This window comes from Acinetobacter sp. YH12069, from assembly GCF_013419675.1.
In the GTDB taxonomy this organism is placed as follows: Bacteria; Pseudomonadota; Gammaproteobacteria; order Pseudomonadales; family Moraxellaceae; genus Acinetobacter; species Acinetobacter amyesii.
The window spans coordinates 211,850-236,508 of sequence record NZ_VOZS01000002.1; the positions used below are offsets into that span (position 1 = coordinate 211,850).

The window sequence follows — 24,659 nt, forward strand, 5'->3', positions numbered from 1 at the left end:
AACTTTTTAGGCTTTCTGAAGTTATCCACAATGTTATCTATAAGCACTCTTTTTCGACTTTGCTATGCTATGCCCTTGTCGGATAAGGCATATATAACAAAGATAAAAAATAGGGATTTTTTGAGATGGATTTCTGGCAGAAAAGTTCAAAGCATTTAGTAAAATGTCAATATTGATATACCCTGAATTTTCCCGTATCTTGTGTTCAATAAATTTTTAAACCACTAGGTCTTGTGTTTAAACCTCAAACACTGTGGCATAAAAATTGCCCAGTTCAAACGGTCCTAACATAAAAATAGATGACAAATGGAGCTATGCTAGCATGAGCGTAACGAATTCAACCCCTGGTCAAATTCAGGTGATTAAACGCACCGGTGACGTTGCACCTTTTGATGCAGAAAAAATCTCTGTGGCGATTGGTAAAGCGTTCTTGGCCGTTGAAGGCCAGCAAAGCGCTGACTCCAGCCGTATTCATGACCGTATCTCTCAATTAACTGAGATGGTATTGAATACCTTTAACCGTCGCTTACCTTCTGGCGGTACCATTCATATTGAAGAAATTCAGGATCAGGTTGAACTTGCGCTTATGCGTACAGGTGAGCAAAAAGTTGCTCGCTCTTACGTGATTTACCGCGAACAACGTGCCGAAGCTCGTAAACAAACTGGTGCTCACCACCACCCTACTTTACAAGTGACAGGTTCAAACGGTCAGCTTAAACCGCTTGATCTTGGCGCACTTGAGGCAAATATTGTTAAAGCAGCTGAAGGTTTAGAAGGCATCGATGTTCGAGCGATTATCGATGAGACTGTAAAAAACCTTTATAACGGCGTAAAAGAGTCAGACATCTCAACGACCATGATGATGGCTACTCGTACACGTATCGAACAAGAACCAAACTATACATATGTGACTGCGCGTTTATTGCGTAATGACCTTGTTGCTACAGGTTTAGAGTTCTTAGGTTTAGATACTGACACGAATGAAGGCGACGCTTTAGAAACTTTCTTGAAGAAAGGTATCGAGCTTGATCTTCTTTCTCCAGAACTACTTAACTTTGACCTTGCAAAATTGGCTGCTGCGATTCAACCAGAACGCTCAAACCAATTTACTTATTTAGGTCTACAAACCTTATTTGACCGTTACTTCATCCACTCAGATGGCGTACGTTTCGAATTACCACAATTATTCTTCATGCGTGTTTCAATGGGTCTTTCATTGAACGAAGAAAATCGTGAAGAACGTGCAATCGAATTCTATAACTTATTGTCTAGCTTCGATTACATGGCATCTACGCCTACTCTATTTAACTCTGGTACTTTACGTCCACAGTTATCTAGCTGTTACTTAACAACGATTTCAGATGACCTTTACAACATTTATGGCGCAATGCGTGATAACGCAATGTTGTCTAAATGGGCGGGTGGTTTAGGTAATGACTGGACGCCAGTTCGTGCGCTTAACTCGTACATCAAAGGTACAAATGGTAAGTCACAAGGTGTTGTACCGTTCCTTAAAGTTGCCAACGATACTGCTGTTGCAGTCAACCAAGGTGGTAAACGTAAAGGTGCAGTATGTGCATACCTTGAAACTTGGCACTTGGACATCGAAGAATTCCTAGAACTTCGTAAGAACACAGGTGATGACCGTCGTCGTACCCATGACATGAACACAGCAAACTGGGTTCCTGATTTGTTTATGCAACGTGTATTCGAAGATGCTGAATGGACTCTGTTCACACCATCTGAAACACCTGATTTGCATGACCTAACAGGTGCAGAATTTGCTGAACGCTATGCTTACTACGAAGGCATTGCGAAAGAAACCAACATGCTACATAAGAAAGTCCGTGCGAAAGACTTATGGCGCAAAATGTTGTCTATGTTGTTTGAAACTGGTCACCCTTGGATCACATTCAAAGACGTATGTAACTTACGTTCACCACAACAACACGTTGGTGTAGTTCACTCTTCTAACTTGTGTACAGAAATTACGCTGAACACTAACGAAGATGAAATCGCAGTATGTAACTTAGGTTCAATCAACCTTGTACAACACGTTCAAGGCGGTGTGTTAGATCGTGAAAAACTTGCTCGTACAGTTAAAACTGCTGTTCGAATGCTCGATAACGTAATTGACATCAACTACTACGCTGTTCCACAAGCTCGTAACTCGAACTTGAAACACCGTCCAGTGGGTATGGGTATCATGGGCTTCCAAGATGCTTTATACGAAATGAAATTGGCTTATGGTTCTGATGCTGCGGTTGAGTTCGCTGACGAATCTATGGAAGTGATTTCTTACTACGCAATCCAAACGTCTAGCGACTTGGCACTTGAACGTGGTACTTACGAGACATTTAAAGGTTCACTTTGGGATCAAGGTATCTTGCCAATTGACTCTTTAGATATCGTACAAAAAGCACGTCCTGACCGTATGTTCGAAGTTGACCGTACAACACGTTTGGACTGGGATAGTTTACGTACTAAAGTTCAAAAAGACGGTATGCGCAACTCAAACGTGATGGCAATTGCACCGACTGCAACCATTTCGAACATTTGTGGCGTGTCTCAATCAATCGAACCAACTTTCCAAAACTTGTATGTGAAATCTAACCTTTCTGGTGAATTCACAGTGATCAACCCGTACCTAGTACGTGCGTTAAAAGATCGCGGTCTTTGGGATTCTGTAATGGTGAACGACCTGAAACACTTCGAAGGTTCGGTTCAAAAAATTGCACGTATTCCTGAAGAGCTTAAAGCAATCTTCGCGACTGCGTTCGAAGTTGAGCCACGTTGGATTGTTGATGCTGCATCACGTCGTCAAAAATGGATCGACCAAGCTCAGTCTCTTAACCTTTACATCTCTGGTGCAAACGGTAAGAAACTCGACATGACGTACAAAATGGCATGGTTACGTGGTCTAAAAACTACTTATTACCTACGTGCATTGGGTGCGACTTCTGCTGAGAAATCAACCATTAACACTGGTGCGTTAAATGCAGTTAAACCTGCTACTGTTGCTGCACCTGTAACTGCTGTTGCGAAAGAAGAACCTAAAGCTGAAGTTGCTGCTGAAGAAGAAGGTTTTGGTCAAGCAGCTCCAGTGCCTATGGCATGTTCAATTGATAATCCTGATTGTGAGGCTTGTCAGTAATCTGACAGGTTTTAAATCCTCCCCACCCCTCCTTTAATAAAGGAGGGAGATTCCTCGAAGCAAATGGCGGGATGCAAGTCCCCCTTTGCAAAAGGGGGATTTAGGGGGATTAAAAAATTAAAAATAAATAAAGGAATCCACCATGCCACATATGACGCATAACTATCAGTTAGGGTTAATTGCCTTGGTGGTTTCCTTTATTTTGACTTTTTATGTCCCGATCGCCTATTTCTGGTTCAAGGCATATAAATCGCGTAATCAAAATAAGTAGTGGGGATATTTGCTCTACCGAACACTTTTAGAGCAGTGATCGACAAAACTTAATTTTGCTTACACAAATTGAGCGTATAGTAGGACATCTCAGCGACGCTGGATGTCTATAAAAGATATAAAGCAACGAAGAGAGAACTGTTATGTCTATCCTAAGTTGGGACGATTTCGAAGATGATGAACCGAAACAAGCTGCACAAGCTCACCAGTCTGCGCCCGTCGAACCGCAAAAAACGACTGATTCGCAAGTGGTATCTAATGCACAGCACTCATCGCCGAATTTGGCAGCTGCACAACCCGCTCGAACCAGTACAAATCGACCAACAGATCCAACCGATCCGTTGGCAAGAGCATCTAACGCTCTAGAAAATCTAGACGTTGCACCTGGCTTAGAAGAGCTAGAAATGGGTGCTCAGCGTGTTCAAGTTGACGATAAAGCGATGATCAACTGCCGCGCTGACTTAAACCAACTTGTACCGTTCAAATACGAATGGGCTTGGCAGAAATATCTAGACGGTTGTGCAAACCACTGGATGCCGCAAGAAGTGAACATGAACCATGACATCGCACTTTGGAAGTCTGAAAATGGCTTAACCGAAGATGAACGTACCATTGTTATGCGTTCTTTAGGTTTCTTCTCGACTGCGGATTCTTTGGTTGCAAACAACTTGGTTCTTGCAATCTACCGTCACATTACCAACCCTGAATGCCGTCAGTACATCTTACGTCAATCATTTGAAGAAGCGATTCACACGCACGCTTACCAATACTGTATCGAATCTTTAGGCATGGACGAAGGCGAAGTCTTCAACATGTACCGTGAGATTCCTTCAGTGGCTCGTAAAGCAGCTTGGGGTCTGAAATATACACAATCTTTAAGTGATCCTACGTTCAAAACAGGTACACCTGAAAACGACCAAATCTTGCTTCGCAACTTGATCGCGTTCTACTGCGTACTTGAAGGTATCTTCTTCTACTGTGGTTTCAGCCAAATCTTGTCTATGGGTCGTCGTAACAAGATGAATGGTGTTGCTGAGCAATTCCAATACATCTTACGTGATGAATCTATGCACTTGAACTTTGGTATCGACATGATCAACCAAATCAAGATCGAGAACCCTCACCTATGGACTGCTGAGTTCCAAGAAGAAATCATTCAAATGATTCTTGAAGGCACAATGCTTGAAATCGAATATGCACGTGACACGATGCCACGCGGTGTATTGGGTATGAATGCAGGCATGATGGAAGAATACTTGAAGTTCATCTGTAACCGTCGTTTGAGCCAATTGGGCTTGCCTGAACAATTTGCTGGTGTTAATAACCCATTCCAGTGGATGTCAGAAATGATGGACTTACGTAAAGAGAAGAACTTCTTTGAAACTCGCGTAACGGATTACCAAACTGGTGGTGCGTTAAGCTGGTAATAAATTTTTCAGCGAAATATCAAAAGCGGAACCAAGTGTTCCGCTTTTTTTATGAAGAATTTCATTCACCCAAGCAAATCTATGCATTTAATTTAATTTATATTCTGCTAATATAAAACGGTATAAAAATACATTAATTAATAAAAATCACATAATAAAAGAGGACAGAATGAAAGGTCAGATATTAGATTATTCAGTACAAACCAATTCAGGCATCATCAGTGGAGATGATCAAAACCGTTATGAGTTTACAGGTGCAGAATGGCGTGGCCAAAACTCACCTAAACGTGGCGATCATGTAGATTTCGATATCAGTCCCGAAGGTCAAGCGGTTCAAGTATTCAATGCACTTGGCAGCAGTAATCCTATTCAACAAATTTCACAGCACCTCGATAAAATTTCAAACCAAGACCAAGCTGAATCAAAATTCAACATGATTGATTGGTTTGTCAAATGTCTAAAAAATTATGCCAACTTTACTGGACGTGCACGCCGTAAAGAATATTGGTTTTTTGTTTTGGTCTATCTTATCGCAATGATTATTACTCTGATTGTCGATTCAGTGCTTAGAACCAGAGGAATATTCACAGGTATTTTCATCTTAGCAATGGTTATTCCGTCCCTTTCTGTTGCAGTACGTCGTTTACATGATATTAATAAATCTGGTTGGTATTGGTTAATACAAATGATTCCGCTCGTTGGACCAATTCTGGTTCTAATTTGGCTTGCAACGGAAACAAAACCTGAAGTAAACCAATGGGGACAACCTGCCAAATAAATAAAAAATCGTGGCTACTATTTATGTAGCCACCCTATCTACAGCACATTAACTCAGGAAAAATATGAAAGGACAAATACTAGATTTTTCGATTCAAACTAATACTGGGGTGATTAGTGCGGAAGATGGAAAACACTATCAATTTGCTGGTCATGAATGGCGAGGTCAAAGACCACCTACACGTGGAGAACAGGTTGATTTTGCTTTGGATGAAAGTGGGCAAGCGATTCAAGTCTATATTGCATTACACCAACAAAGTTTTTCCACGAATACGCGAGCAAACTACAGTGAAGAAGAGGAAAACTATGACTTTTTCGCGTGGTCATTCAAACCACTGAAAAAGTTTGCTGAATTTGAAGGACGTGCTCGACGTAAAGAGTTCTGGTTCTTTTGGCTATTTTGTATATTGGTCACTATACTTGCCTCTATTTGCGATTTCGTTATTGGCAGTGAACCTTGGCTAGAAAATATTACCAATATCGTTTTACTTATTCCTAGCTTAGCTGTTGGCGCACGTCGACTACATGACACGGGACGTTCAGGTTGGTGGCAACTTTTAATGCTCACAATCATTGGGATCATCCCACTGATTATATGGTGGGCTACAGACACCAAAGCCGAGAACAACCAATGGGGTCAACCCGCTAGAGATCTGCAACAATAAAATAAGGCGCACAATGCGCCTTATCTTTTAACAAAAAACTTTAGCCATATTTACGCGCAAAATCTTCATCTGAAGTGCATAGATAAATAATAAATTCAATAAAAGCAACAATGGATGGAATAAAGGTCCAACAGAATAGCAGATACACAATCCCCCATCCAATACGACCCAAATAGAATTTATGTATACCAAATCCACCAAGGAAGAATGCTAAGAGTGCAGCAACAATACGACTCTTTTGACCGTATTGCGTGCCTAAAGCATTCGGCACAGCGACTAAGTAAATATCGGTTGCGTAACCCAATCCACTTGTCTCAAAATCAACAAATTGTCCACGAGCAGGAACAGTTTGTCCTTTCCAATCGCTTCCAGAAAATTGATAACGATTCTGATCATCTCCACTGATGATGCCTGTATTATTTTGAACAGAAAAATCGAGTATTTGCCCTTTCATATAATCCTCTATGTTTTATCTTTATTTGATGATTCTTGGACGTTATTTTCATCAGCAATATAACGAATTATTGATGAATATCATATCATTAACTTATCTTGCCAAATAGCATTTTGTAAACATCAATCTCAATGCATATACCACTGCCATCGCAAATATTGCATAACCCGCAGGAGTAATAAACAACGGAATACACAAAACAATCACCACGGTTAAAGGATATAAAAGTTTTCTAAAACCACTTTGATGATGCAATTCATGAAGTAAATATAAACTTGTCGTATAAATCACGAGGCTGATCGCCACAAAGTAGCTTTCTTTCTCAGAACTAATCAGCGCCTCATGCGAAACCACATCAACTGCGGCAGCTAAACCTGCACCAATCGCCGCGATACTAATAAAGACAAAGAAATGTCCATAACCCCAAGTAAATGCCATTTTTCGGCTATTTAAACGCTCTGCAATACTGGTATCAAAATAAGACCATCACATGGTGAACATCATCATCAGACCGCCCACCATCAGAAAAATCAGTTCAGTACTAAAACGCTGATTTGTTAATGCATCGGTTATGGCAATCGAGCATCCGACAATAGATTCGCCTAAAACGATAATGGTAAGCAGTGAATATCGCTCTGCAATATGATGCGCATGCCAAGGTGTACGGCTTGCAGCTTCTGCAAAAACTGGGATAGACAGTTCAGCAATTGCGAGCAAAATGAAAAGATAAACGGTGAAATGCAGCGGTGAAAAATGAAAGAACAGCCACCCCACTTGCACCAGTATGATGCCAAAAGCATAGCGTAATGCTGTTTTCCGACGGGACAGATCATGCTTTGCAACGCGAAACCACTGCTGTAACTAAGCCCAGACGCATAATGGCATAACCAATCACAATTACGTCAAAATCCTGCTTTTGAAAAGCGCTTGGAATACCTGCAGCAATGACCAAAGAACCAATGATCTGTACGAAAGTTAAGATTCGATAGAGCGCATCATCATTATCATATGCCGAGGCAAACCAACTAAAGTTCATCCACGCCCACCACAAAGCAAAAAACACCATGCCATACAGCGTTAAACCCTGAGCCAAATGATTTTCAACAATGGCATGATGCAGTTGCTGCCCTGCGGTTGCGATCGCGACCACAAAGATCAAGTCAAAAAGCAATTCTAAAGAGGTCGCGACACGATGATGCTCATGTGGATCACGTGGGTGCAAAGGTTTGAGCCACTGACTAGGGAATAAAAATGATTTGGACATAGCATTCAGCTTTATTGTTTTCTGTCTGAATTTTTTCAAAAGCCTGAAACAGTTACAAGATCGATTACATAAATCAGATGAGAAACAGTTTTCTAGAAAAAGGATAATGGCTTTAAAAACCTACTTAAGCGTTAGATATTTCAATTATGGAAGTAAAAATTTAAAGTAATAAAACTGCGAAAGACGTTTAAGATAAAAACTCGATAGATCGTTGTGTTTTTTTATATCTCAGCTATATTTTTCTCTAAATTTTAATGACATACTGCTAGTAATTAAAAAAATAATGAAATCTAAAAGTGATGTTAAAAGAAAAATTAGCGTCTTTTCCTGACGCAGTTTGGGTACAGATCCATTATGATCAAATGCAAGTTTTAACGCATGATCATCAAATTGTAGCTGAACAAAACTGCCCACTAGCTTTTATAGAACGCGGAAGTTTTGTCCGAAACTATCATGTTGCAGAACAGTGCTTCAACCAACTCATACAACAGATCCACTTCAAGTGGTATGAGTTTGGACAGCCGGTTATTTTTATTCAGTTAAAAGAACGCTTAAGTGAAGAAGTCAGCGCACTCGAGCTACGAGCCATTCAAGAAATGGCACTAAGCGCAAATGCACATTTTGTATTTGTTTACGACAAACATGGCATCGCACTCGAAGCAGAATCCATCAAAAATGATGAGTCACCTTTGCTCAAATGGTTTCTCTGTGGGCTGATCTTGCTCATTTTGCTGATTATCTTTAAATAATCAGCATCATTCATTAGGTTCGGTGCAACTACGACACTTTGTGCTGCTGCAATTGCTCAATACTCGAAATCAAATCGTTAAAACAGTCAATTACTAGCGCTGGTGCAGCCGTTTGAATTTCTTCTGCGCTACCATAACCATAGCTCACAGCAATACTCGGCACAGCATTACGGCGTGCGCCTAAAATATCGTACTCACGGTCTCCCACCATTACACATTCTTTTGCATCTAACTGTTCTTGCTGCAAAATGTATTCAATTAAATCGCCTTTGTTGGTTCGCTCACCGTTCAGTTCACTGCCATAGATCACAGTAAAATATTGTGCCAAATCAAAATGTTCTAAAATTTGGCGAGCATAGACCGTCGGCTTTGCTGTAGCAACATACAAGCGAAAACCTTGCTGTTGTAAAGTTGCTAAAGTTTCGGCAACGGCAGGATACACTTTATTTTCAAATAAACCGGTAACGGCAAAGCGCTCGCGATAGCCAAGTAAAGCCTGATCTGCAAGTACATTATGTACATCGACATTGAGGATTTTGGCCAAAGAGGCTTTCAAAGGCGGCCCAATGATCCAGTCGATATTGGTCTCATCCGAAATGGGATGTCCAATTTTCGCCAGTCCATAGCGTGCTGAAGTGGTAATGCCAACTTTTGGATCTGTTAATGTTCCATCGAGATCGATCAATATATTCTTAATCACAGCTTTTACCTTATCCATTCACTTCTGCAAAAATACTATCGAGTGTTCGCTCAAAGTTGCCTATACTATCGTAAATTTTGTGTAATAAGGACATCATTGTGCGCCCTACTGTACTGTGCTTTTCAGGTCTTGACCCTTCAGGTGGTGCAGGACTGCAAGCGGACATTGAAGCCATTGGTCAAAGTGGTGCACATGCTGCCATTGCGTGTACAGCATTAACCGTTCAAAACTCACAACAAGTGTATTCGTTTGAAGCAACCTCTCGCGAGTTATTGTTGGCTCAAGCACATGCTGTCGTCGGCGACCTCCCTATTCGCTGTGTAAAATCAGGAATGCTAGGAACGACTGAAAATATCGCGGCTCTCGCTGAGTTTTTACGTGAACATCCCGAATATCATTATGTTCTCGACCCCGTTTTAGTTGCCAATAGTGGTGGTTCTTTGGGCGATCAAGCAACGTTGGTCAAAGCCTTTGCAGAATTGATTCCGCTTGCCACTGTGCTTACACCTAATACCGTAGAATTACGCGCACTCACAGGTGAAGACGACATATCTAAAGCAACTGCGCAACTTTTTGCGATGGGCGCTCAAGCGGTATTAGTAAAAGGTGGCCATGAAAATACGCCAGACTATATCCAAAACTCGTTGTACATTCAGGGTGAATTAGTTTCTGAAACCCGTTGTCCACGACTAGATGGGGAATATCACGGCTCAGGCTGCTCATTGGCGAGTTTTATAGCTGGGCGTTTAGCCTTAGGTGATGAGCTCAAAGCGGCTGTTCATCATGCCGAAACATGGCTATTTGGTGTGTTGAAAATCGCTGAATCACCGGTTATCGGCGGACAAAAAATTCCGAAACGTTTTTAGTATTGTTGGTTATTCATGTTAAGCCGATAAAAACTACTTTATATGATTTAAAAGCCCTGTATATCAGGGCTTTTTGTAATTAAGAGTCGAGTTGAACCCAATATACTAAGGTTGGAATTTCCCATGCACCGCCAGCAAATCCTTTGCACTGTGTAGTTTTTGCCATATAAGTTTGGATAAAGCGCTCACCGTTCCACGACCATTCCCCTTTACTTTGACAATCGCCAATGCCTCTTCCACGTTGGTTGGAGAAAATTTGTCCTTCACTAAACCCACTTCCAGAAAAGGTCACGGATTGTTTGATTTGCTTTAAATTTCGATCCATTAACCAATAGCCATTACCACTGTTATATGCCCCACGCCAACATGGCACTTCGACCAAGGCATTTTTTCCATTGATTGGAAACACCACGACTCGATCATCCTCTAAGAAATTTGCATCAAAGAGTTGAGGACAATCTTCCACTATGGTTTTTTTCTTAATCAATCCAAATAATTGTTTGGCTGTGGGCGCATTGACGGCATACCGTGTTTGTAAGCCCTTACTATAATTTTGAATATACACTTTCGGAATACTTTTCGGTTTGAGTACATTGGCCGAACTGCTATTGGCTTTACGCAATAATGCCGAATTTGTCCCTATGCGCTTTTGAAAATCATCCATACGGAGTAAAACTGCACTAGCGCCCTGCACAGACAATAACCATGTTTTGTTGTTGCCTTTCCACACAATCGGTTGATTGGCTTGTAAGGCTTGAATCAGTTTTTGAGTTTGAGCTGCACTTAACTGACCTTCCGCAGTTTTGGCATCAAGCTGCACAGTTCCCTGATTTTTACCTAAAGTGTAAAGTTGAAGTGGTTTATTTGCCGCACTTAAGGTTTCAGGATCGAGTTTCACTCGTGCGCTGACTTGCGCTTGTGCGCCCGCAGCACGTTGTAATAACACAGAAATAGCGGGTTGATTGCCCTCCGCTTGATAACCTGCAATGCGACACGTCCCCGTATTATCACAAGCGATTTCCCAATCTTTATGTGAAAAATAGTTTCCTTGAATTTGAGCAAAGCTCACACTACAACCCAATGCAGCAACATAGCCCAATAGAAGTTGCCAGATGACATTATTTTTGTTCATGTCTTTGGCTCGAATAATTATATTAGAGCCATCTTAGAATGCTTTTCACTGAAACTCCAGTTTAAATGAATCTGCTACATGATTTAAATTTATAGAGATGAATCATTCAGTTGCTGTATCTCTTCACATTTTTTTCGTTTCGCATTTTCATCACTGAGCGTATTCATCAAATCTGCCGCTAGGCCTTTTAACAGACTCATATCATCATCGGTCATTTGATTCGGCTGCCGATCTAAAACACAGAAACTTCCCAATGCCACCCCATTACGGTCTCTAAGTGCAACGCCTGTATAAAAGCGAATGCGGTTACCCGAGTTGTGACTTAAATTTTAGTAAATTGAGGAAGTATTCATTTTAAATATTTGTGCAACAAAGCCCTTCTGAACGATGGTCATTATTTTTAATTTAGGCTGAAGTTTTAGGGCTGCATACGCATTTCATGTAATGATTTGCAAAGAAAAAAACAGAGCTTTATAGCTCTGTTTTCATACTGCGTTTCGAGAGGAATTAAAAGGTAATCACTTTACTTTGATGAGTCACAATATCCACGGGAACAGAAATATGTTGATGAACGATCTTCCATTGAGACTGCGTTTTTTTCATCCCAATGGTATTACGACACCACGAGATCCCCGGCGTCGGTATCCCGCTCTGATCATCAATTTTGGAATAACAGTGCAGAAAGGCAATATCAGGATCTGCATGGATGACCAATTCCCGCCTAAATACCTTTAAGCCTTCACGAAAATACTCCCGATAAAATTCCCACATTTTTTGATATGCCATTAAGCCACGCATTTCACAACTGGCATCAAAAAAGTACACATCTGCTGCGCAGGATTCAGCAATATTTTCAATTTTCAATTGGCAGATGACCTCATCCCAATTGGCTAAAAATTGCAGAATTTCGTCAGCGGCCTGTTGGTCACCAACTATTTTGATTTTATCTTGCATCTCTGGCACCTATTTATTTTATTTTTTATGAAGCATTGTTCTGGGCGGCGTTTGGAAGTTGAATTGCAACGATCTTCCAGCTCCAACCGCGGCGTTGCATACTAAATACGGTATATTTTTCTTCGCTTAGGCCTTGGAGCGGCACATACAGATCAAATCGATTCCAAGCGCTATAGCTGGCTTTGGGTTCAAGTGGCTGGCTTTGCTTTAAAGCAACAGCGGTTGCAGTTTCGTCATTTTTGGATAGTGTTGACGCATAAGGTTGTTCTGCGACCTTATTTTCAGCATGCGTGAATAGTTCAATCCCTGGGCTAATCATGCTCGGATTGGTCAGTTTGGTTATTTCTGGTAGTTGGATCGACTCTTTTAATGCTTTGCCTTGTAAAAGCAGCATGATACTGGTTGGAGTGACCAGACTGTCGACTAGCGTTGCACTGAGGACTGTGCTGAGCTGCCCACCCCAAGACTGGGCAAATTCGGGTAAATGCTGTAGCCCAGTTTTCTGTTGAATGAGGTCTTCAACTTGTGGTTTTAGACTCGATTTGACTGCCGCAAAATCGATATATTGAGCAATTTTTTCAGGTTGATTGTGCTCATAGGCTTGACGTATTTGATACAACACCCAATACGGAGACGCAATCATCCACCCCATGACGATGATCAAAATCGTAATGAGCCCATAATACAAAATATGATTCTGCTTATTCATCGTTCACCACTCTAGCCAGTGAAGTTGTGGTACTTCCTTGTACCGTCAAATAAGCCTGATCTAGATTGAAGAGCATCCAACCCAACAGCGCTTATTTGAGAACCATATTGCTTTTGATCTTGTGATTTTGACGAGCCTTCAGGTTTTGTTTATCCCGCGTTGACTGTCTCGATCAGGTTATTGCAAATTTAAGCAGTTAGATCTTTAATTTGGGTACTTGCACCATTGGTTTTAACTGATTCAATGCCTTTATCGCGTGATTGCTCACTGGCATAAAATTGGCTGGTCCCAATAATTTGATGGTTTGCCGCTTTCAAATTAAAATATGGTTTGCCATTTTTGGCCGTCAGTCGTTCAAAACGACTGTCATCTGAACTGTTCTTTTGTACAGACTCAATCCCGTTTTGGGCTGATGCTTTCGCTTTATATAATTCACTCGTTAAAATGATTTCACCGTTCCCTGCTTTTAATACAAAACGAAACTGCTGATCATTAGAATGACTGATCTCGTACCATCCCGACATATGTTACCCCTTCATTTTCATTGTTTTATCTATTATTCGATCAGGATTTGTTGTTGGAAATTCAACCTGATCTACAGAATATAAATGAACTCGGTCACATTTTTCAATGTCTTTTTTGATCAGTGTAAAGGCTTAAAATTTAATCACTAAGAAAATGATTTTTAATAAATAATTCCAATAAAAAAGAATCCGACCGAAGTCGGATTTCATCATTCTTTCATCATGCTGTATTTGTGAATAGCGGTACATTGCTCAACGCATTGAATAAAGGCCTTAAGGACTCACGATCTGCTTCGAATAGGTTGCTTTATTCATTTCTAAAATTTCTACACAAAGTTGCACTTCTATTGCTGAAGCTGTGACATGTTGTTTCAACACGTCCAATAACAACAATGAAATTTGCTTTTGAACTTCAACCGTTCGACCCGTCAATAATGAAACTTTGGCATGCATATACGCATGTTGAGCGTGTTCATCCAAACCCACAACGAAATCTTGTTGAGCGACAGCACGGCTCTTAATATCATTGATGGCACTGACATGACCCGATTCAAATAAGGCCTTGTTTAGCGATTTAAGTAAAGGACGAGCCTCCAGCTCAAGGTTATTGGAATATTCCAAATGAATATGCGGCATAGTAAAGACATTTCAAACCTGTAATGCGTCTATTATGCAGGCTGAAAAATAAAATCTATAGCGGATTAGTTATCTATTTCATCTTTAAGTAGACATCCTAAGCCAAGTGTGGCCTTCGCTTAGGATGATTGAAAGTTGCTTTGGAGCGAACAAAAACGAAACTTAAACTTTTTTCACGTATTCAGATTTGAGCTTCATTGCCCCGATACCATCAATTTTACAATCAATGTCATGACCATCTGTTGCATCGACTAAAAGACGGATATTTTTAACTTTGGTGCCAACTTTCACCACTGAAGATGAACCTTTAATTTTAAGATCTTTCACCACAGTAACCGTGTCACCATCGTTCAATACATTGCCATTGGCATCTTTAATCAGCACCTGTTCATCTGCAGCGCTTTCGCCTTCACGCCATTCGTGTGAACATTCAGGACAAATCAGTAAATCGCCATCATTATAGGTATATTCAGAATTACATTGGGGACAATTGGGTAAAGACATAAAAGACCTCAAAAAAAGATGGATGCAAAAATCCATAAAATCTTAATATAACATTTTTATGTATTTCATAAACTTAAAAACCATAAATATCGTATGGTTTAGTGAAGTTATGACGATGTAAATAACACAACGCCACAGCACTTAGCGGTTTAAATTTTAGATCTCTAATGAGGTGTTTAATATCAACGCTTTTAAAATATGCGCATGATTTTTATCCATATGTTTGGTCGCTGTGAGTAAGGTCAGTGGCTCCTCTTTTTCCCATGCGCGCAGTTGTTCTAACTCGGCTTGATTGGGTTGTATTTCTTGCAAATAGCGCTGTTTAAATTCGCCCCAACGAGAAGCCATTGCCTCGTCTTGATGATACCAACGACGTAAATCTGTCGATGGCGTCAATGCCTTCGGCCACAAATCTAGCTCTGCGCTCACTTTACTGATACCACGCGGCCACAAGCGATCGACTAATATGCGTTTACCGTCGTCTGGGCTTATCTCATCATAAATACGTTTAATGTGTACAGTCATTAAGCCCTCCTTCGCCTATTTATAGTTTTCGATCATTCTTCAAATTATTCATCGGGGATCGCTGGATTCACTAAAAAAGCCAGTAACTGTAAAGACTCCTGCCAACCCAAATAACAGGCATCAGGTGGAATAACGCTCGGCAACCCTGCCTGTACAATCGTCACTTCGGTTCCTACTGATACCGCTTTAAACTCAACAGTGACTTCGATTTCACCGGCCAACTTAGGCATATCAAATTGGTCTGTATAGCGCAGTAAATGATTGGGCACGACTTCATGATAATCACCATGGAAAGCGTGTGTGGTTCCCGTTGAAAAATTTTGAAACGACATGCGGTACGAGCCACCTACACGCACATCCGAATGTTCCACATGGGCAGTAAATCCATGCGGTGCCATCCATTTCACTAAAGCATCTGGCTCCACAAAGGCACGATAAACACGCTCTACAGGCGCACTAAAAACACGATGTAATCGAACAGTATTGCTTATGATGATGTCCTTTTGTCATTGTTTTCACTGAATCATCCACATGCATTCACCCTCGCTTTATCGTCCATTTTTATCACACTGAAACGTTCTAAATGAGACAGCCTTGAGACGTGCGAGAAAGGTCATTGCTGTTCAATACTATAGCGAATCCTACAGATTGATCCCATCACTTTAACGCAATGCCGTGTTATGTTTTGTGAGCTGCATTCATATTGATTTTGATTAAAAATATTGAAAAATCAAAATTTTACACAATTTTTATAAAATTTAAATAATAAAAAACCCAGTTAAATCACTGGGTTCTTATTGCTAACGATACAATAGTTAGACTTAGCTCAATTGTGCTTCATCTTCATCCAGATCATCATCTTCATAGATATAAGCCATACAACCCCAACCGTCATATTCGCCCGAATGTTGTTCCGCAATTTTAATAAACCACTGCTCTAAATCAACGATATCTTCATAATCAGGTTCCATATAAACATAGACCGTGATAATCCATTCCACGCGATCTGATTCTTCATCTTGGAACAATGAAATTTTTTGCTCTTCTTTCAATAAGTACAATGCACACTGTTCAGCCTGCTCTTGAGTCGAAAAGGCAATTGAATATTCGATTTCGTGCGGCACAGATAGATCGTCACCATCTTGCTGCATCTGCCACAGCACATTGCCATTATCATCATCTGGAAATTGTTTAAAATCACGAGTCATTGTACTTTCCCTTATCGTTTATGAATTTTATTCTGTTGACTTAGATTAACGGATAATTGTTGCAATTTGCATTAGCTAAATCTCTTTAATCAGAAATAGACCGCCGAAGTGATCTTTCTGATAACAATTCAAATTAAACCACAACATCCATGTGGGCCTGAGTTTCTTTAAGATGTAAAACCAAAGCTGCCATTTTCAATTCTTCTAAGCGTAACTGAAGATAACTGTCGAGTACCCGTGCCTGACTAAAATGTAAACCATGCGCATTGAGCAAGGTGAAATCATCCGCCAAAGCCTGCAATAACTCACCTAAGTTTTTGGTATTTAATTGGGCTAAATATAAATCAGCACGACTATTAAACACCAATGTAAATAATTGCATCGCAGCCAAACGACGTTCTTCATCAACATAATTACATTTTGCAGTCGATTGCTGCTCCATCGCATCAATCATTTTGCAACGTACCGCAGTCAAATTTTGCTTTGCCGCAGATTCATTCATGCCATCCATCAGCTGATCTAAAATACTCTGTAAAGGCAAAAAGAACGCTGACTGATAGCCCCGTATTTTGTTGTCCAAAGCACGGTTGATGTTTTCCAAATGCTGCTGATCCAGCGCTTGGCTATATAAACCTTTTAACTCGGCACGGGCTTGTTCCTGCGTTTGTAATTTGGCTTTTTCTTGATATTTGCTCAAATACTGACGCACTTGTTCGATCTTGGCGCGAATATCATTCAACATGATATCTGCATTGGCTTTGGTGACTTCTAACAAGCCATCTGCCTGTAAAGTTCGATACTCAACATATTGTTCAATATCCACAATATGTTGATATTTCGCTACTTTATCGACTTGGATTTTTAAGCCACTGTTTTGAATGCGTAATTGACTGATTTCATAATTCAGTTCATCTTGTTGCGACTCTGTTTCAGCCAGTTTTAACCGCGCACGATCGAAGTTTTCCTGCAGTGAACGTAGGGTTTTATCATTTTTCAATTTGCGGTTATAAACAAAAAGGAGAGCCACAATTAATAGGATGATAAGGACGATTAAAGCAATATTGATCATTTGCCAATCCTCAAAATAAGCTTCAATAATTTAAGTTTATTCCCCAAAACAAACCTAAGTTACAAAAGTTAAAATCAATAATTTATTTCATATTAGCAGAATAAATGCAAAAAACTGTATTTATCTGACCAAATACACACTTGCACACAATTTAACTAAAATGCTGTTTTAAATCATTTTAATAAAATATTTTTATATTAAAAAAGTAATCATTCAATATTCATTAGAAAATATAATAAAACCTTAAAAATGGCGTTTATTTACTAAAAGCTACAAAGAAATTTAATATCAATCTTTCTAAATTTTTCACATACTTTATAGAGATATTTAAATTATTTATATATCCCCAGAATTGGGGATATAGTGTATATCATGAATCATTTTTAAGCAGAAAAACCTATTTAAAGCTGTAGATATTCTGCGCTTTTTACGAGTCCCAAAGGTTTTAATTCAATGCAGCAGTTTTTATGAACAATGAGCATTCACATGAATATGCTTTAAAATTCTGCCGCACAATGAATATGAACAGCTTGTTGAGTTAAAGGCTGGGTAAATGCCAGATCGCAAGCATGTAACGCCATCCGTCCGAGTGAGCTCTGTTTTGCATTCGGGTGATACAGTTGATCCCCTGTAATGGGGTGCCCAATATGCATCATGTGTACACGTAGCTGATGAGAACGCCCTGTCACTGGTGTTAATAATACTCGGCTAATGTCCTTGCTTGCGTCATAGCTAATGGCTTGATACAAGGTTTTTGAGGGTTTGCCCAATTCAAAATGCACCATCTGACGTGGGCGATTTTCCCAGTCCGTAATGAGGGGCACTTCAACACTGCCCTCACCTTCAAGTTTGCCCTGAACTAAAGCCACATATTGCTTTTGAACCGTCCGCGCTTGGAACATTTTACTCATTGCCACTTCTGCATCGCGGTGTTTCGCAAACATCAAAATGCCTGATGTTGCCATGTCTAAACGATGGGTAATTTTTGCAGCAGGATACTGCTCCAAAACACGAAGGTAGGCACTGTCATGATGCTCAGGCAAACGTCCCGGAACCGACAACAATTCCGCCGGTTTTTCGATAACAACCAAGTCTGCATCTTCATACAAAATACGTAGAGGACCTTGAGGCGGCGCATAGACAAAGTTGGGATCTAAAGGCATGGATAGACTGTGTACTGGGAGAATGTCGGCAAAATAACAACTGACTAATTCGCTGTCAATCGACTTTGACCGATCAGGTTCTACCCTAACGATTATTGGTCCCCAATTTACCAAAGGCAGGTGCTAATGAATGAGATAAATCATCCTCCAGTAATTGTAAGATGCTTGAACTCGTGGTTGATGGATACTGATGTAGTGTGATGCGATATTCGCCCTGAAACCACTGCGACAAATGCAAGGCATAGGTTTGTTTAGGCCCAAGACCTAAATGTTGTTTTAAACGGCTCTTTATCCCTGTCCGTGATGATCCGACATACAAAATGTGATTGGGTTGATTTAACTTGGCACAGGCATGGGTTTTCAATGCCTTAAATGCGGCATAGTCCTGATATGTCTGCTGTATATCGCCACCGACTAGCTCTATCACGTAAATATAAAGTGCATGTTGAGCAAGATCATCAAAGCTTGAAAACTCAAATATACGCTCAGCTTTAGTCTGCTGTGCCTGCAGACAATCCTGTATCAATTGATCCAGATAACCCATAACAAAATTATTTAAAATTTAGATAGTTAAGCATAACAACTTTGTGGCAAAGGACAATCTAAAGGTTTGCTTAATTTTGCTATCTTCTGCGTGATATTTATTACATCAGCAATGATCAAAGTTTGTTGGGAATACATGCGAAGTCTGGAATTTTGAAAAAGATGGAAGGATTTATTATTCGATTGAATTCTTAAAAAAATTTTTAGGGTGTAAGAGAAAACAATGTTGTTTACTTCAACTATCATCACTTTGTAAGTCATGATCTTATAGCCTATAAACTTCTGGTTTATAGCGTCCTAAGCTGAATCGAGACCTTTTGGGTGAGTACTGTACGCGTGTTTTGCACCACTGACAGCATGCTACTCTTTTCAATCTCTGTAACACCCTTGAGATATATAGTAGTGCTATCGATGAGGGATTGTTTCCCTGAAAATTACTGTTTTCAGCTTATTTTAAAAATATTTTTCACATTTAAAGATATATTGAAAATATTTTCTCCATGTATCATTTTTTAGCCTTTTTTCCATCTCATAAATGACTTTTTCCGAGAATTTCCGCCAAGACTTAGTACTCAAATAACAATTATTTATGCTGTTCAAAGCACACTATTGCTTCTTTTTACTCATTTCAGACAGCAAATCCAGCTGAATTTCCTGAATCTTGGCAAGACGATCCCATTGATGCATCAACAAATGATCTATCTTTTCATGTAAATGGCGAATTTCTAATTCAGCTTTTAAATTCACCTGATAATCATTCTCCGAACGCATGCGGTCTTTAGCTTCTTGACGGTTCTGGCTCATCATAATAATGGGCGCTTGTATGGCAGCGAGGCAAGACAACATCAAATTCAGCAAAATAAAAGGATAAGGATCAGCAGGATGCTTCACCATCACCACCGTATTGACTAAAATCCACACCGCTAAAAACAATGTAAAACAAATAAGAAATGCCCAGCTACCGCCGAATGTTGCAATTTTATCCGCTAGCCTTTCGCCAAAACTCCACTGCTGATCCAGCTTTTCTTCAACATTTTTGCTAATCAGATCATGCTGCTGCATGCTGTTCAGCACTTCATATTCTAAATTGGAGACTTCGCCTTGTTCGGAGTTCAGAATTGACTGTACATATTGCATACGGTATTTGGTCAAATCAGTTTGGCATATATAGTCCTGAGCACCAGATTCAGGAAAATCCTGTGCAATTTCTTCTGTAATGACTTTACGCACGGTTCCCATTGGAATCATATTTTTCAGAGGGAAACTTTTTTTGCACACCAAACAAGTACGGCATTCTACTTTCCCGTTCATTCTTGCCTTGCCCAATTGAATTTTATGTTCTTTTGAGCATACTGTTTTGCCTAAATTTAATGCAAGCAGCTTGTGCTTATACACCAATATTTTTTTATGATTTAAAGCTATTTTAGATAGTGCAGTGCAATGTAGGGGGTTAAATTCAAAAGTAAAATACCAATTTTATAGACAGCCATTCCACCATAATGAATAGCGTCAAACTGCTGATCGCTCAGCTTAAACCACTGCCCATGCAGGCGTTTCATCCAATCTTTAGCAAAGACAAATACCACAAACCAAATGATTAAAATCAGATAGTTAATCACTAAGCTATACAGCAAGAAATCGCTTAAATGACTCAAGTTCATGGCAAATCTCCTAAGCGTATTTTTATCCTTAGTTTATGCCCCTTTCGAGCAATTGAATATTGCTTTTAAATTTCTGCTTAGATTTGGACTATTTTATGAGAGATGCCTGACGATCTTTGAGCTTGTGCTGATTTCACTGGTGTGGTTTGTTTTGTGCGGATTAAAGGAGTAATTATTGTTTTTTATTTTGGCTTAAATTTTTGGGGTGGTATAAGAGAAAACAATGTTGTTTACTTCAACTATCATCACTTTGTAAGTCATGATCTTATAGCCTATAAACTTCTGGTTTATAGCGTCCTAAGCTGAATCGAGACCTTTTGGGTGAGTACTGTACGCGTGTTTTGCACCACTGACAGCATGCTACTCTTTTCAATCTCTATCACACCCTTGAGATATACTTTAACCAAAGGGCATCGGGATTAATTTCCTAAGTTTTTCTAATTTTCCACAAATTCAGCAAATTTTTTCAGCCATTTTAGATTTAGCAGGATATTTTATCTTTTCAGCTCATTTCAGCGTTTTTTATCTGCAGATTTGTCCAATTATAAGAAAATTTTCTTTTACAACAGCTCAAACGTGCAAATACAGCGTCAAACTTAAAATGTATAGCCACTGAGCATTCATCCCCCTTAACTTCATACATCTAGGTTGAACACGACTCACAAAGTATCGTCCTCTGAGTAGAGATCTAAGCCTATCCGTGTTCTGCCGATATTAGGGTTGATCTATTCAACGAGGTATTGGTCAATGAGCTAAATAGCTTTGTACCCAGTGTGCGCTAAACCACCAACCACTACATGCCGCCATGCCACAGAGTAAATTGGCCAAAATTTTATTCATTCGACTGAGGTCTGATGCATATATTTTGAGATTGATCAGATATGCAATCACGGCATATACCAGTCCAATCGCACCACCAATGATGATCAGGATCAAAGGCCATGCTGCATAGGCATGCGCCTCTGCTGGATATTTTGTAGAACGGATGGTTTCTGTGGTCATGCTGTATATCCTATTCATAACGCGATTACCTTTTTTAGTTAGCAATTTCTGCGCCATTTTTCTTGGATATACAGCTTTATTTCAAGGTTAATGCATGTTGAATTTCTAGCTTTGACTACAGCATTTATCGCAACCGACAACTTTTTCTGTTGGCCAGCTCATTCGTGCACGCTTATAAGCGAGTTCGAAATTGGCAAAATAACCAATCAATATTTGCTGGTCAAATTGCGGCATGTCTACGCATCCTTGCGTACCATTGTGAATTAAATGCGAGCCATTGGTTAAGGCATTTTCATCGACTATAAATTTAATCATCTACCATTCCCCTCATTATTTTTTATAAAATTCAAAGATTAAATAAATCCATATAAAAAGTATGTGATTTATAATCACATACTAAAATTATGCCTTTATTGTTTAAAAATCAACCGAATTTTAAAGATTTTTTTAGCCGTCTCTTGGATGACTTAAACGCAGAATGATCTGCTCTTTTAGGACGGATAGGTGAAATTGCTCGATAGTATTTTTTGCGCTTAAGCCAAGTGCTTTGAATGTTGAGTAAAGGAATTTTTCACTCGAGCTGACATCAACAAATATGGCATCCAAATCAGACAACCCATAGTACTCGTCGCTAACTGTATGATGCTTTCTGTATCAGTAGCACTTCTTATAATTTTTTATAATCTTTATCAAACGCTGCCAAAAACTCAGTTTCGGATTTTTATTTCTATATTTATTAAGCAAACACGCAGATCACTCACTCTAAAAGATGGATTCATTTTAGAGTGAAATCTTGACTGGTTTATAAAGGGGTATCGACCTGTACAGTTCGTTTTTGGCGAATACGGCGAACCAACCAGATCACGATCGCAATCACTAAGATCACCACAAAAAATGGGACTAAAAAGGCCAATACTGACAAGACAGCCGCGCCAATCCATTCCCCTGTAGATAAGATCGGATTTGCAACGCCACCTGTGGTTGCGGTAGATACACCACGCGCAGCGACGGTACTCATTTGCACTGCTGTTGCTGTACCACCACCGACAATAATTGCTGCCGCCCAACTGGCAAACTGTGACATTTCACCTGAGCTTACTGCCATTGTGGCAATCGTCCCTGCAATCATAGCTGCGGGTGTTGAAATAGTGTCGAGGGCATTGTCTACCCAAGGGATATAGTACGCGGCGATTTCACAGACAGTCGCAATTGCTAAGCCAATACAAACCGCAGGCATAGACAACCATTCGAATCCTTTCATCGGTTCGAATAATCCTAAAATGGAAGCAACACTCATCACCAATAAAGGTACAAAGACACGGAAGCCACAAGCAGCACTTAAGCCAATACCAATACACAGTCCTAATATTGTTTCCATGGGCTTCTCCGAACAGTTAAATGTGCAATTTGTTTTTATATATGCAGTGTTATACGTTAGCAAAAAGCCCTATCGAGTGATAGGGCTTTTCTTTCTAAACAGCGGATAACTGTTAGTGTTTTGCAGCTTAGGCATTCTTATTGTTAAATTGATTGCCTTGGCATTTGGTACACGGTGGTAAACGATCAGTACCAATTTCTAAGTAGACGCGGTGTCCGCATTGAACACAAAAATAGAAGCCTGTTCCGGGTTTTTGACCAGCAGTAACCATTTTTGTTCTCCATGTGTTTTTAGAAATGGTAGATTCAGTATAACCCTCTTGTGATGAATGTCTATTGGTCATTTCGACAATTGATAATGGCATTTAGGCAAAGCATAATTTCGCTTGGAAATTTTGGTGGGTTTACAGCGATTTGCTGAGCCAATTATCCATTTGCAATAAAGTCATCTGGCATCTGCACCAAAACCTTAAAATAGCTGATCAAATGAGACTGGTTTTCCAAACATTTTAATCAATGCTAATTTATCCTAATTTCATCCAATTTTATGACTATAAAATTCTGTAATTATCACTAAACCCAAAAATATGACGGTAAAGAAGAAACAATAATTTTTATAAAAAATACTCAAACCCTTTTTTCTAAAATTAAAATACTGATTTTCTATGTTATCCAACTTAGATAACGCTCTATCCTTTTTAAATTTAGACAAACTGTTTGTTTGAATTTCACGTCTATATTGCAAAATCAAATTTTTAAAAGACTTTTTCCCAGCAAGTATCCAAGCTTTAGATTTAGAAAGTAATGAAAAAAAGAAAATGATGATACCAGCTAAAGCCAATATTTTTATATTTCCATATTGTTCAGGAATGCCAAGCCATCCAATTATTGCTAGAAAAAGCCAAATACTGTGTTCATTTAGTTTTAAAAAATAATCATTTATAGCAACTTCTAACTCTAAAACTTTTTTAAAAATTTCCTTATTTCCCATATTACCTTCTATAATATTTTTAATAAATTATTTATACATTTTTTGTATGTTTCATAATATATAAGTGTAAACCCCTTATATTCCTGGCTATTCACTAAATTTTGTCTAGTCGATTAGCTCCTGTACTACGATTACTATAAATATAAATTTTAAATATGCTATCGAATTTACTCTTATACCTATGTATCACATATCCGATAAGCAAATAAGCCTGAGTTACCCCATCAACATCTAGATATTTTTCCATTTTCAACCACAAAATAAAAACGCCCCAATTTACACTAGAGCGTTTTAAACAACATCAACAAGTTTCATCTCCCTCCCCCCTTCTTTTA

29 protein-coding genes and 1 pseudogene are annotated in these 24,659 nt (G+C 39.4%); 6 read left to right on the forward strand and 24 right to left on the reverse strand.

Annotated features, from left to right (window positions below; all coding sequences use genetic code 11):
- The first annotated feature begins 322 nt into the window (after positions 1-322).
- From FTU16_RS01175 to FTU16_RS01190, 4 genes are all read left to right on the forward strand, one after another.
- Positions 323-3,154 carry a ribonucleoside-diphosphate reductase subunit alpha gene (locus FTU16_RS01175; RefSeq protein ID WP_180162515.1) on the forward strand — a complete coding sequence of 944 codons (2,832 nt, stop codon included), beginning with the start codon at positions 323-325 and terminating at the stop codon, positions 3,152-3,154.
- A 413-nt stretch (positions 3,155-3,567) separates the two neighbouring features.
- Positions 3,568-4,851, forward strand: coding sequence for a ribonucleotide-diphosphate reductase subunit beta (locus FTU16_RS01180; RefSeq protein ID WP_180162516.1), 1,284 nt, complete (start codon positions 3,568-3,570; stop codon positions 4,849-4,851).
- A gap of 169 nt (positions 4,852-5,020) precedes the next feature.
- Positions 5,021-5,629: a DUF805 domain-containing protein gene (locus FTU16_RS01185; RefSeq protein WP_180004739.1), complete on the forward strand. Its 609-nt coding sequence runs from the start codon at positions 5,021-5,023 to the stop codon at positions 5,627-5,629.
- A gap of 64 nt (positions 5,630-5,693) precedes the next feature.
- Positions 5,694-6,293, forward strand: a complete 600-nt coding sequence (locus FTU16_RS01190) for a DUF805 domain-containing protein (protein ID WP_168378560.1) — start codon at positions 5,694-5,696, stop codon at positions 6,291-6,293.
- Between the two features lie 40 nt (positions 6,294-6,333).
- On the opposite strand, the gene FTU16_RS16470 is transcribed toward FTU16_RS01190, so the two are convergent.
- Complete coding sequence (locus FTU16_RS16470; RefSeq protein WP_257220987.1) at positions 6,334-6,747, reverse strand: TM2 domain-containing protein; 414 nt, start codon at positions 6,745-6,747, stop codon at positions 6,334-6,336.
- 93 nt (positions 6,748-6,840) lie between these two features.
- A pseudogene (locus tag FTU16_RS01200) lies at positions 6,841-8,011 on the reverse strand (low temperature requirement protein A).
- Positions 8,012-8,307: 296 nt separating this feature from the next.
- Between FTU16_RS01200 and FTU16_RS01205 the strand changes: the two are divergent.
- Complete coding sequence (locus tag FTU16_RS01205; protein ID WP_180162517.1) at positions 8,308-8,760, forward strand: hypothetical protein; 453 nt, start codon at positions 8,308-8,310, stop codon at positions 8,758-8,760.
- 28 nt (positions 8,761-8,788) lie between these two features.
- Here FTU16_RS01205 and FTU16_RS01210 read toward each other — a convergent pair whose 3' ends face one another.
- Positions 8,789-9,460: an HAD-IA family hydrolase gene (locus FTU16_RS01210; protein WP_180162557.1), complete on the reverse strand. Its 672-nt coding sequence runs from the start codon at positions 9,458-9,460 to the stop codon at positions 8,789-8,791.
- 98 nt (positions 9,461-9,558) lie between these two features.
- Here FTU16_RS01210 and FTU16_RS01215 point away from each other — a divergent pair, with 98 nt between their 5' ends.
- A complete protein-coding gene (locus tag FTU16_RS01215; RefSeq protein WP_180162518.1) occupies positions 9,559-10,326 on the forward strand; it encodes a hydroxymethylpyrimidine/phosphomethylpyrimidine kinase in 768 nt (255 codons plus the stop codon).
- A 79-nt stretch (positions 10,327-10,405) separates the two neighbouring features.
- Here the strand turns inward: FTU16_RS01215 and FTU16_RS01220 are convergent, their stop codons facing one another.
- From FTU16_RS01220 to FTU16_RS01320, 21 genes are all read right to left on the reverse strand, one after another.
- The gene (locus FTU16_RS01220; RefSeq protein ID WP_180162519.1) at positions 10,406-11,458 is read right to left on the reverse strand and encodes a DUF1176 domain-containing protein; all 1,053 of its coding nucleotides are present in this window, start codon (positions 11,456-11,458) and stop codon (positions 10,406-10,408) included.
- An 89-nt stretch (positions 11,459-11,547) separates the two neighbouring features.
- Entirely contained in the window at positions 11,548-11,712 is a 165-nt protein-coding gene (locus FTU16_RS01225) for a hypothetical protein (RefSeq protein ID WP_180162520.1), read from the reverse strand.
- 253 nt (positions 11,713-11,965) lie between these two features.
- A complete protein-coding gene (locus tag FTU16_RS01230; RefSeq protein WP_218946117.1) occupies positions 11,966-12,412 on the reverse strand; it encodes a nuclear transport factor 2 family protein in 447 nt (148 codons plus the stop codon).
- A 25-nt stretch (positions 12,413-12,437) separates the two neighbouring features.
- Positions 12,438-13,121, reverse strand: coding sequence for a DUF2939 domain-containing protein (locus FTU16_RS01235; protein ID WP_180162521.1), 684 nt, complete (start codon positions 13,119-13,121; stop codon positions 12,438-12,440).
- Positions 13,122-13,309: 188 nt separating this feature from the next.
- Positions 13,310-13,645: a YegP family protein gene (locus FTU16_RS01240; RefSeq protein WP_168378556.1), complete on the reverse strand. Its 336-nt coding sequence runs from the start codon at positions 13,643-13,645 to the stop codon at positions 13,310-13,312.
- A 273-nt stretch (positions 13,646-13,918) separates the two neighbouring features.
- Entirely contained in the window at positions 13,919-14,281 is a 363-nt protein-coding gene (locus FTU16_RS01245) for a 5-carboxymethyl-2-hydroxymuconate Delta-isomerase (RefSeq protein ID WP_180021354.1), read from the reverse strand.
- A 162-nt stretch (positions 14,282-14,443) separates the two neighbouring features.
- A complete protein-coding gene (locus FTU16_RS01250; RefSeq protein ID WP_180144994.1) occupies positions 14,444-14,785 on the reverse strand; it encodes a zinc ribbon domain-containing protein YjdM in 342 nt (113 codons plus the stop codon).
- A 156-nt stretch (positions 14,786-14,941) separates the two neighbouring features.
- Complete coding sequence (locus FTU16_RS01255; protein WP_180162522.1) at positions 14,942-15,310, reverse strand: DUF488 domain-containing protein; 369 nt, start codon at positions 15,308-15,310, stop codon at positions 14,942-14,944.
- A gap of 44 nt (positions 15,311-15,354) precedes the next feature.
- Positions 15,355-15,801, reverse strand: coding sequence for an SRPBCC family protein (locus FTU16_RS01260; RefSeq protein WP_180021473.1), 447 nt, complete (start codon positions 15,799-15,801; stop codon positions 15,355-15,357).
- Between the two features lie 330 nt (positions 15,802-16,131).
- Positions 16,132-16,518: a ribonuclease E inhibitor RraB gene (locus FTU16_RS01265; RefSeq protein WP_078191123.1), complete on the reverse strand. Its 387-nt coding sequence runs from the start codon at positions 16,516-16,518 to the stop codon at positions 16,132-16,134.
- A gap of 133 nt (positions 16,519-16,651) precedes the next feature.
- Positions 16,652-17,587, reverse strand: coding sequence for a hypothetical protein (locus FTU16_RS01270; RefSeq protein WP_180162523.1), 936 nt, complete (start codon positions 17,585-17,587; stop codon positions 16,652-16,654).
- A 497-nt stretch (positions 17,588-18,084) separates the two neighbouring features.
- Positions 18,085-18,750, reverse strand: a complete 666-nt coding sequence (locus FTU16_RS01275) for a pseudouridine synthase (RefSeq protein ID WP_180162524.1) — start codon at positions 18,748-18,750, stop codon at positions 18,085-18,087.
- An 85-nt stretch (positions 18,751-18,835) separates the two neighbouring features.
- On the reverse strand, positions 18,836-19,294 hold the full coding sequence (locus FTU16_RS01280; RefSeq protein ID WP_180064954.1) for a GIY-YIG nuclease family protein: 459 nt from the start codon (positions 19,292-19,294) through the stop codon (positions 18,836-18,838).
- 605 nt (positions 19,295-19,899) lie between these two features.
- Positions 19,900-20,604 carry a DUF1003 domain-containing protein gene (locus FTU16_RS01285; protein ID WP_180113814.1) on the reverse strand — a complete coding sequence of 235 codons (705 nt, stop codon included), beginning with the start codon at positions 20,602-20,604 and terminating at the stop codon, positions 19,900-19,902.
- Positions 20,605-20,711: 107 nt separating this feature from the next.
- Positions 20,712-20,954: a DUF6868 family protein gene (locus FTU16_RS01290; RefSeq protein WP_078191128.1), complete on the reverse strand. Its 243-nt coding sequence runs from the start codon at positions 20,952-20,954 to the stop codon at positions 20,712-20,714.
- A gap of 744 nt (positions 20,955-21,698) precedes the next feature.
- A complete protein-coding gene (locus tag FTU16_RS01295) occupies positions 21,699-21,956 on the reverse strand; it encodes a hypothetical protein (protein WP_180027257.1) in 258 nt (85 codons plus the stop codon).
- Positions 21,957-22,061: 105 nt separating this feature from the next.
- Entirely contained in the window at positions 22,062-22,271 is a 210-nt protein-coding gene (locus tag FTU16_RS01300; protein WP_078191130.1) for a hypothetical protein, read from the reverse strand.
- A gap of 218 nt (positions 22,272-22,489) precedes the next feature.
- Positions 22,490-22,630: a DUF2569 family protein gene (locus tag FTU16_RS16660; protein WP_180162558.1), complete on the reverse strand. Its 141-nt coding sequence runs from the start codon at positions 22,628-22,630 to the stop codon at positions 22,490-22,492.
- Between the two features lie 128 nt (positions 22,631-22,758).
- Positions 22,759-23,334 (reverse strand): DUF4126 domain-containing protein, encoded by a 576-nt coding sequence (locus tag FTU16_RS01310; protein ID WP_111884815.1) that lies wholly within the window; start codon positions 23,332-23,334, stop codon positions 22,759-22,761.
- A gap of 127 nt (positions 23,335-23,461) precedes the next feature.
- Positions 23,462-23,698, reverse strand: coding sequence for a hypothetical protein (locus FTU16_RS01315; protein WP_143221616.1), 237 nt, complete (start codon positions 23,696-23,698; stop codon positions 23,462-23,464).
- A gap of 170 nt (positions 23,699-23,868) precedes the next feature.
- Complete coding sequence (locus FTU16_RS01320) at positions 23,869-24,324, reverse strand: hypothetical protein (protein WP_180162525.1); 456 nt, start codon at positions 24,322-24,324, stop codon at positions 23,869-23,871.
- Between the last annotated feature and the right edge of the window lie 335 nt (positions 24,325-24,659).

Coding starts and splice junctions, on each gene's coding strand:
- FTU16_RS01175 (WP_180162515.1), top strand. CDS start 323: ATGAGCGTAACGAATTCAACCCCTGGTCAAATTCAGGTGATTAAACGC.
- FTU16_RS01180 (WP_180162516.1), top strand. CDS start 3,568: ATGTCTATCCTAAGTTGGGACGATTTCGAAGATGATGAACCGAAACAA.
- FTU16_RS01185 (WP_180004739.1), top strand. CDS start 5,021: ATGAAAGGTCAGATATTAGATTATTCAGTACAAACCAATTCAGGCATC.
- FTU16_RS01190 (WP_168378560.1), top strand. CDS start 5,694: ATGAAAGGACAAATACTAGATTTTTCGATTCAAACTAATACTGGGGTG.
- FTU16_RS16470 (WP_257220987.1), bottom strand. CDS start 6,747: ATGAAAGGGCAAATACTCGATTTTTCTGTTCAAAATAATACAGGCATC.
- FTU16_RS01220 (WP_180162519.1), bottom strand. CDS start 11,458: ATGAACAAAAATAATGTCATCTGGCAACTTCTATTGGGCTATGTTGCT.
- FTU16_RS01230 (WP_218946117.1), bottom strand. CDS start 12,412: ATGCAAGATAAAATCAAAATAGTTGGTGACCAACAGGCCGCTGACGAA.
- FTU16_RS01235 (WP_180162521.1), bottom strand. CDS start 13,121: ATGAATAAGCAGAATCATATTTTGTATTATGGGCTCATTACGATTTTG.
- FTU16_RS01240 (WP_168378556.1), bottom strand. CDS start 13,645: ATGTCGGGATGGTACGAGATCAGTCATTCTAATGATCAGCAGTTTCGT.
- FTU16_RS01245 (WP_180021354.1), bottom strand. CDS start 14,281: ATGCCGCATATTCATTTGGAATATTCCAATAACCTTGAGCTGGAGGCT.
- FTU16_RS01250 (WP_180144994.1), bottom strand. CDS start 14,785: ATGTCTTTACCCAATTGTCCCCAATGTAATTCTGAATATACCTATAAT.
- FTU16_RS01255 (WP_180162522.1), bottom strand. CDS start 15,310: ATGACTGTACACATTAAACGTATTTATGATGAGATAAGCCCAGACGAC.
- FTU16_RS01265 (WP_078191123.1), bottom strand. CDS start 16,518: ATGACTCGTGATTTTAAACAATTTCCAGATGATGATAATGGCAATGTG.
- FTU16_RS01270 (WP_180162523.1), bottom strand. CDS start 17,587: ATGATCAATATTGCTTTAATCGTCCTTATCATCCTATTAATTGTGGCT.
- FTU16_RS01275 (WP_180162524.1), bottom strand. CDS start 18,750: ATGCCTTTAGATCCCAACTTTGTCTATGCGCCGCCTCAAGGTCCTCTA.
- FTU16_RS01280 (WP_180064954.1), bottom strand. CDS start 19,294: ATGGGTTATCTGGATCAATTGATACAGGATTGTCTGCAGGCACAGCAG.
- FTU16_RS01285 (WP_180113814.1), bottom strand. CDS start 20,604: ATGAACGGGAAAGTAGAATGCCGTACTTGTTTGGTGTGCAAAAAAAGT.
- FTU16_RS01290 (WP_078191128.1), bottom strand. CDS start 20,954: ATGAACTTGAGTCATTTAAGCGATTTCTTGCTGTATAGCTTAGTGATT.
- FTU16_RS01295 (WP_180027257.1), bottom strand. CDS start 21,956: ATGACCACAGAAACCATCCGTTCTACAAAATATCCAGCAGAGGCGCAT.
- FTU16_RS01300 (WP_078191130.1), bottom strand. CDS start 22,271: ATGATTAAATTTATAGTCGATGAAAATGCCTTAACCAATGGCTCGCAT.
- FTU16_RS01310 (WP_111884815.1), bottom strand. CDS start 23,334: ATGGAAACAATATTAGGACTGTGTATTGGTATTGGCTTAAGTGCTGCT.
- FTU16_RS01315 (WP_143221616.1), bottom strand. CDS start 23,698: ATGCCATTATCAATTGTCGAAATGACCAATAGACATTCATCACAAGAG.
- FTU16_RS01320 (WP_180162525.1), bottom strand. CDS start 24,324: ATGGGAAATAAGGAAATTTTTAAAAAAGTTTTAGAGTTAGAAGTTGCT.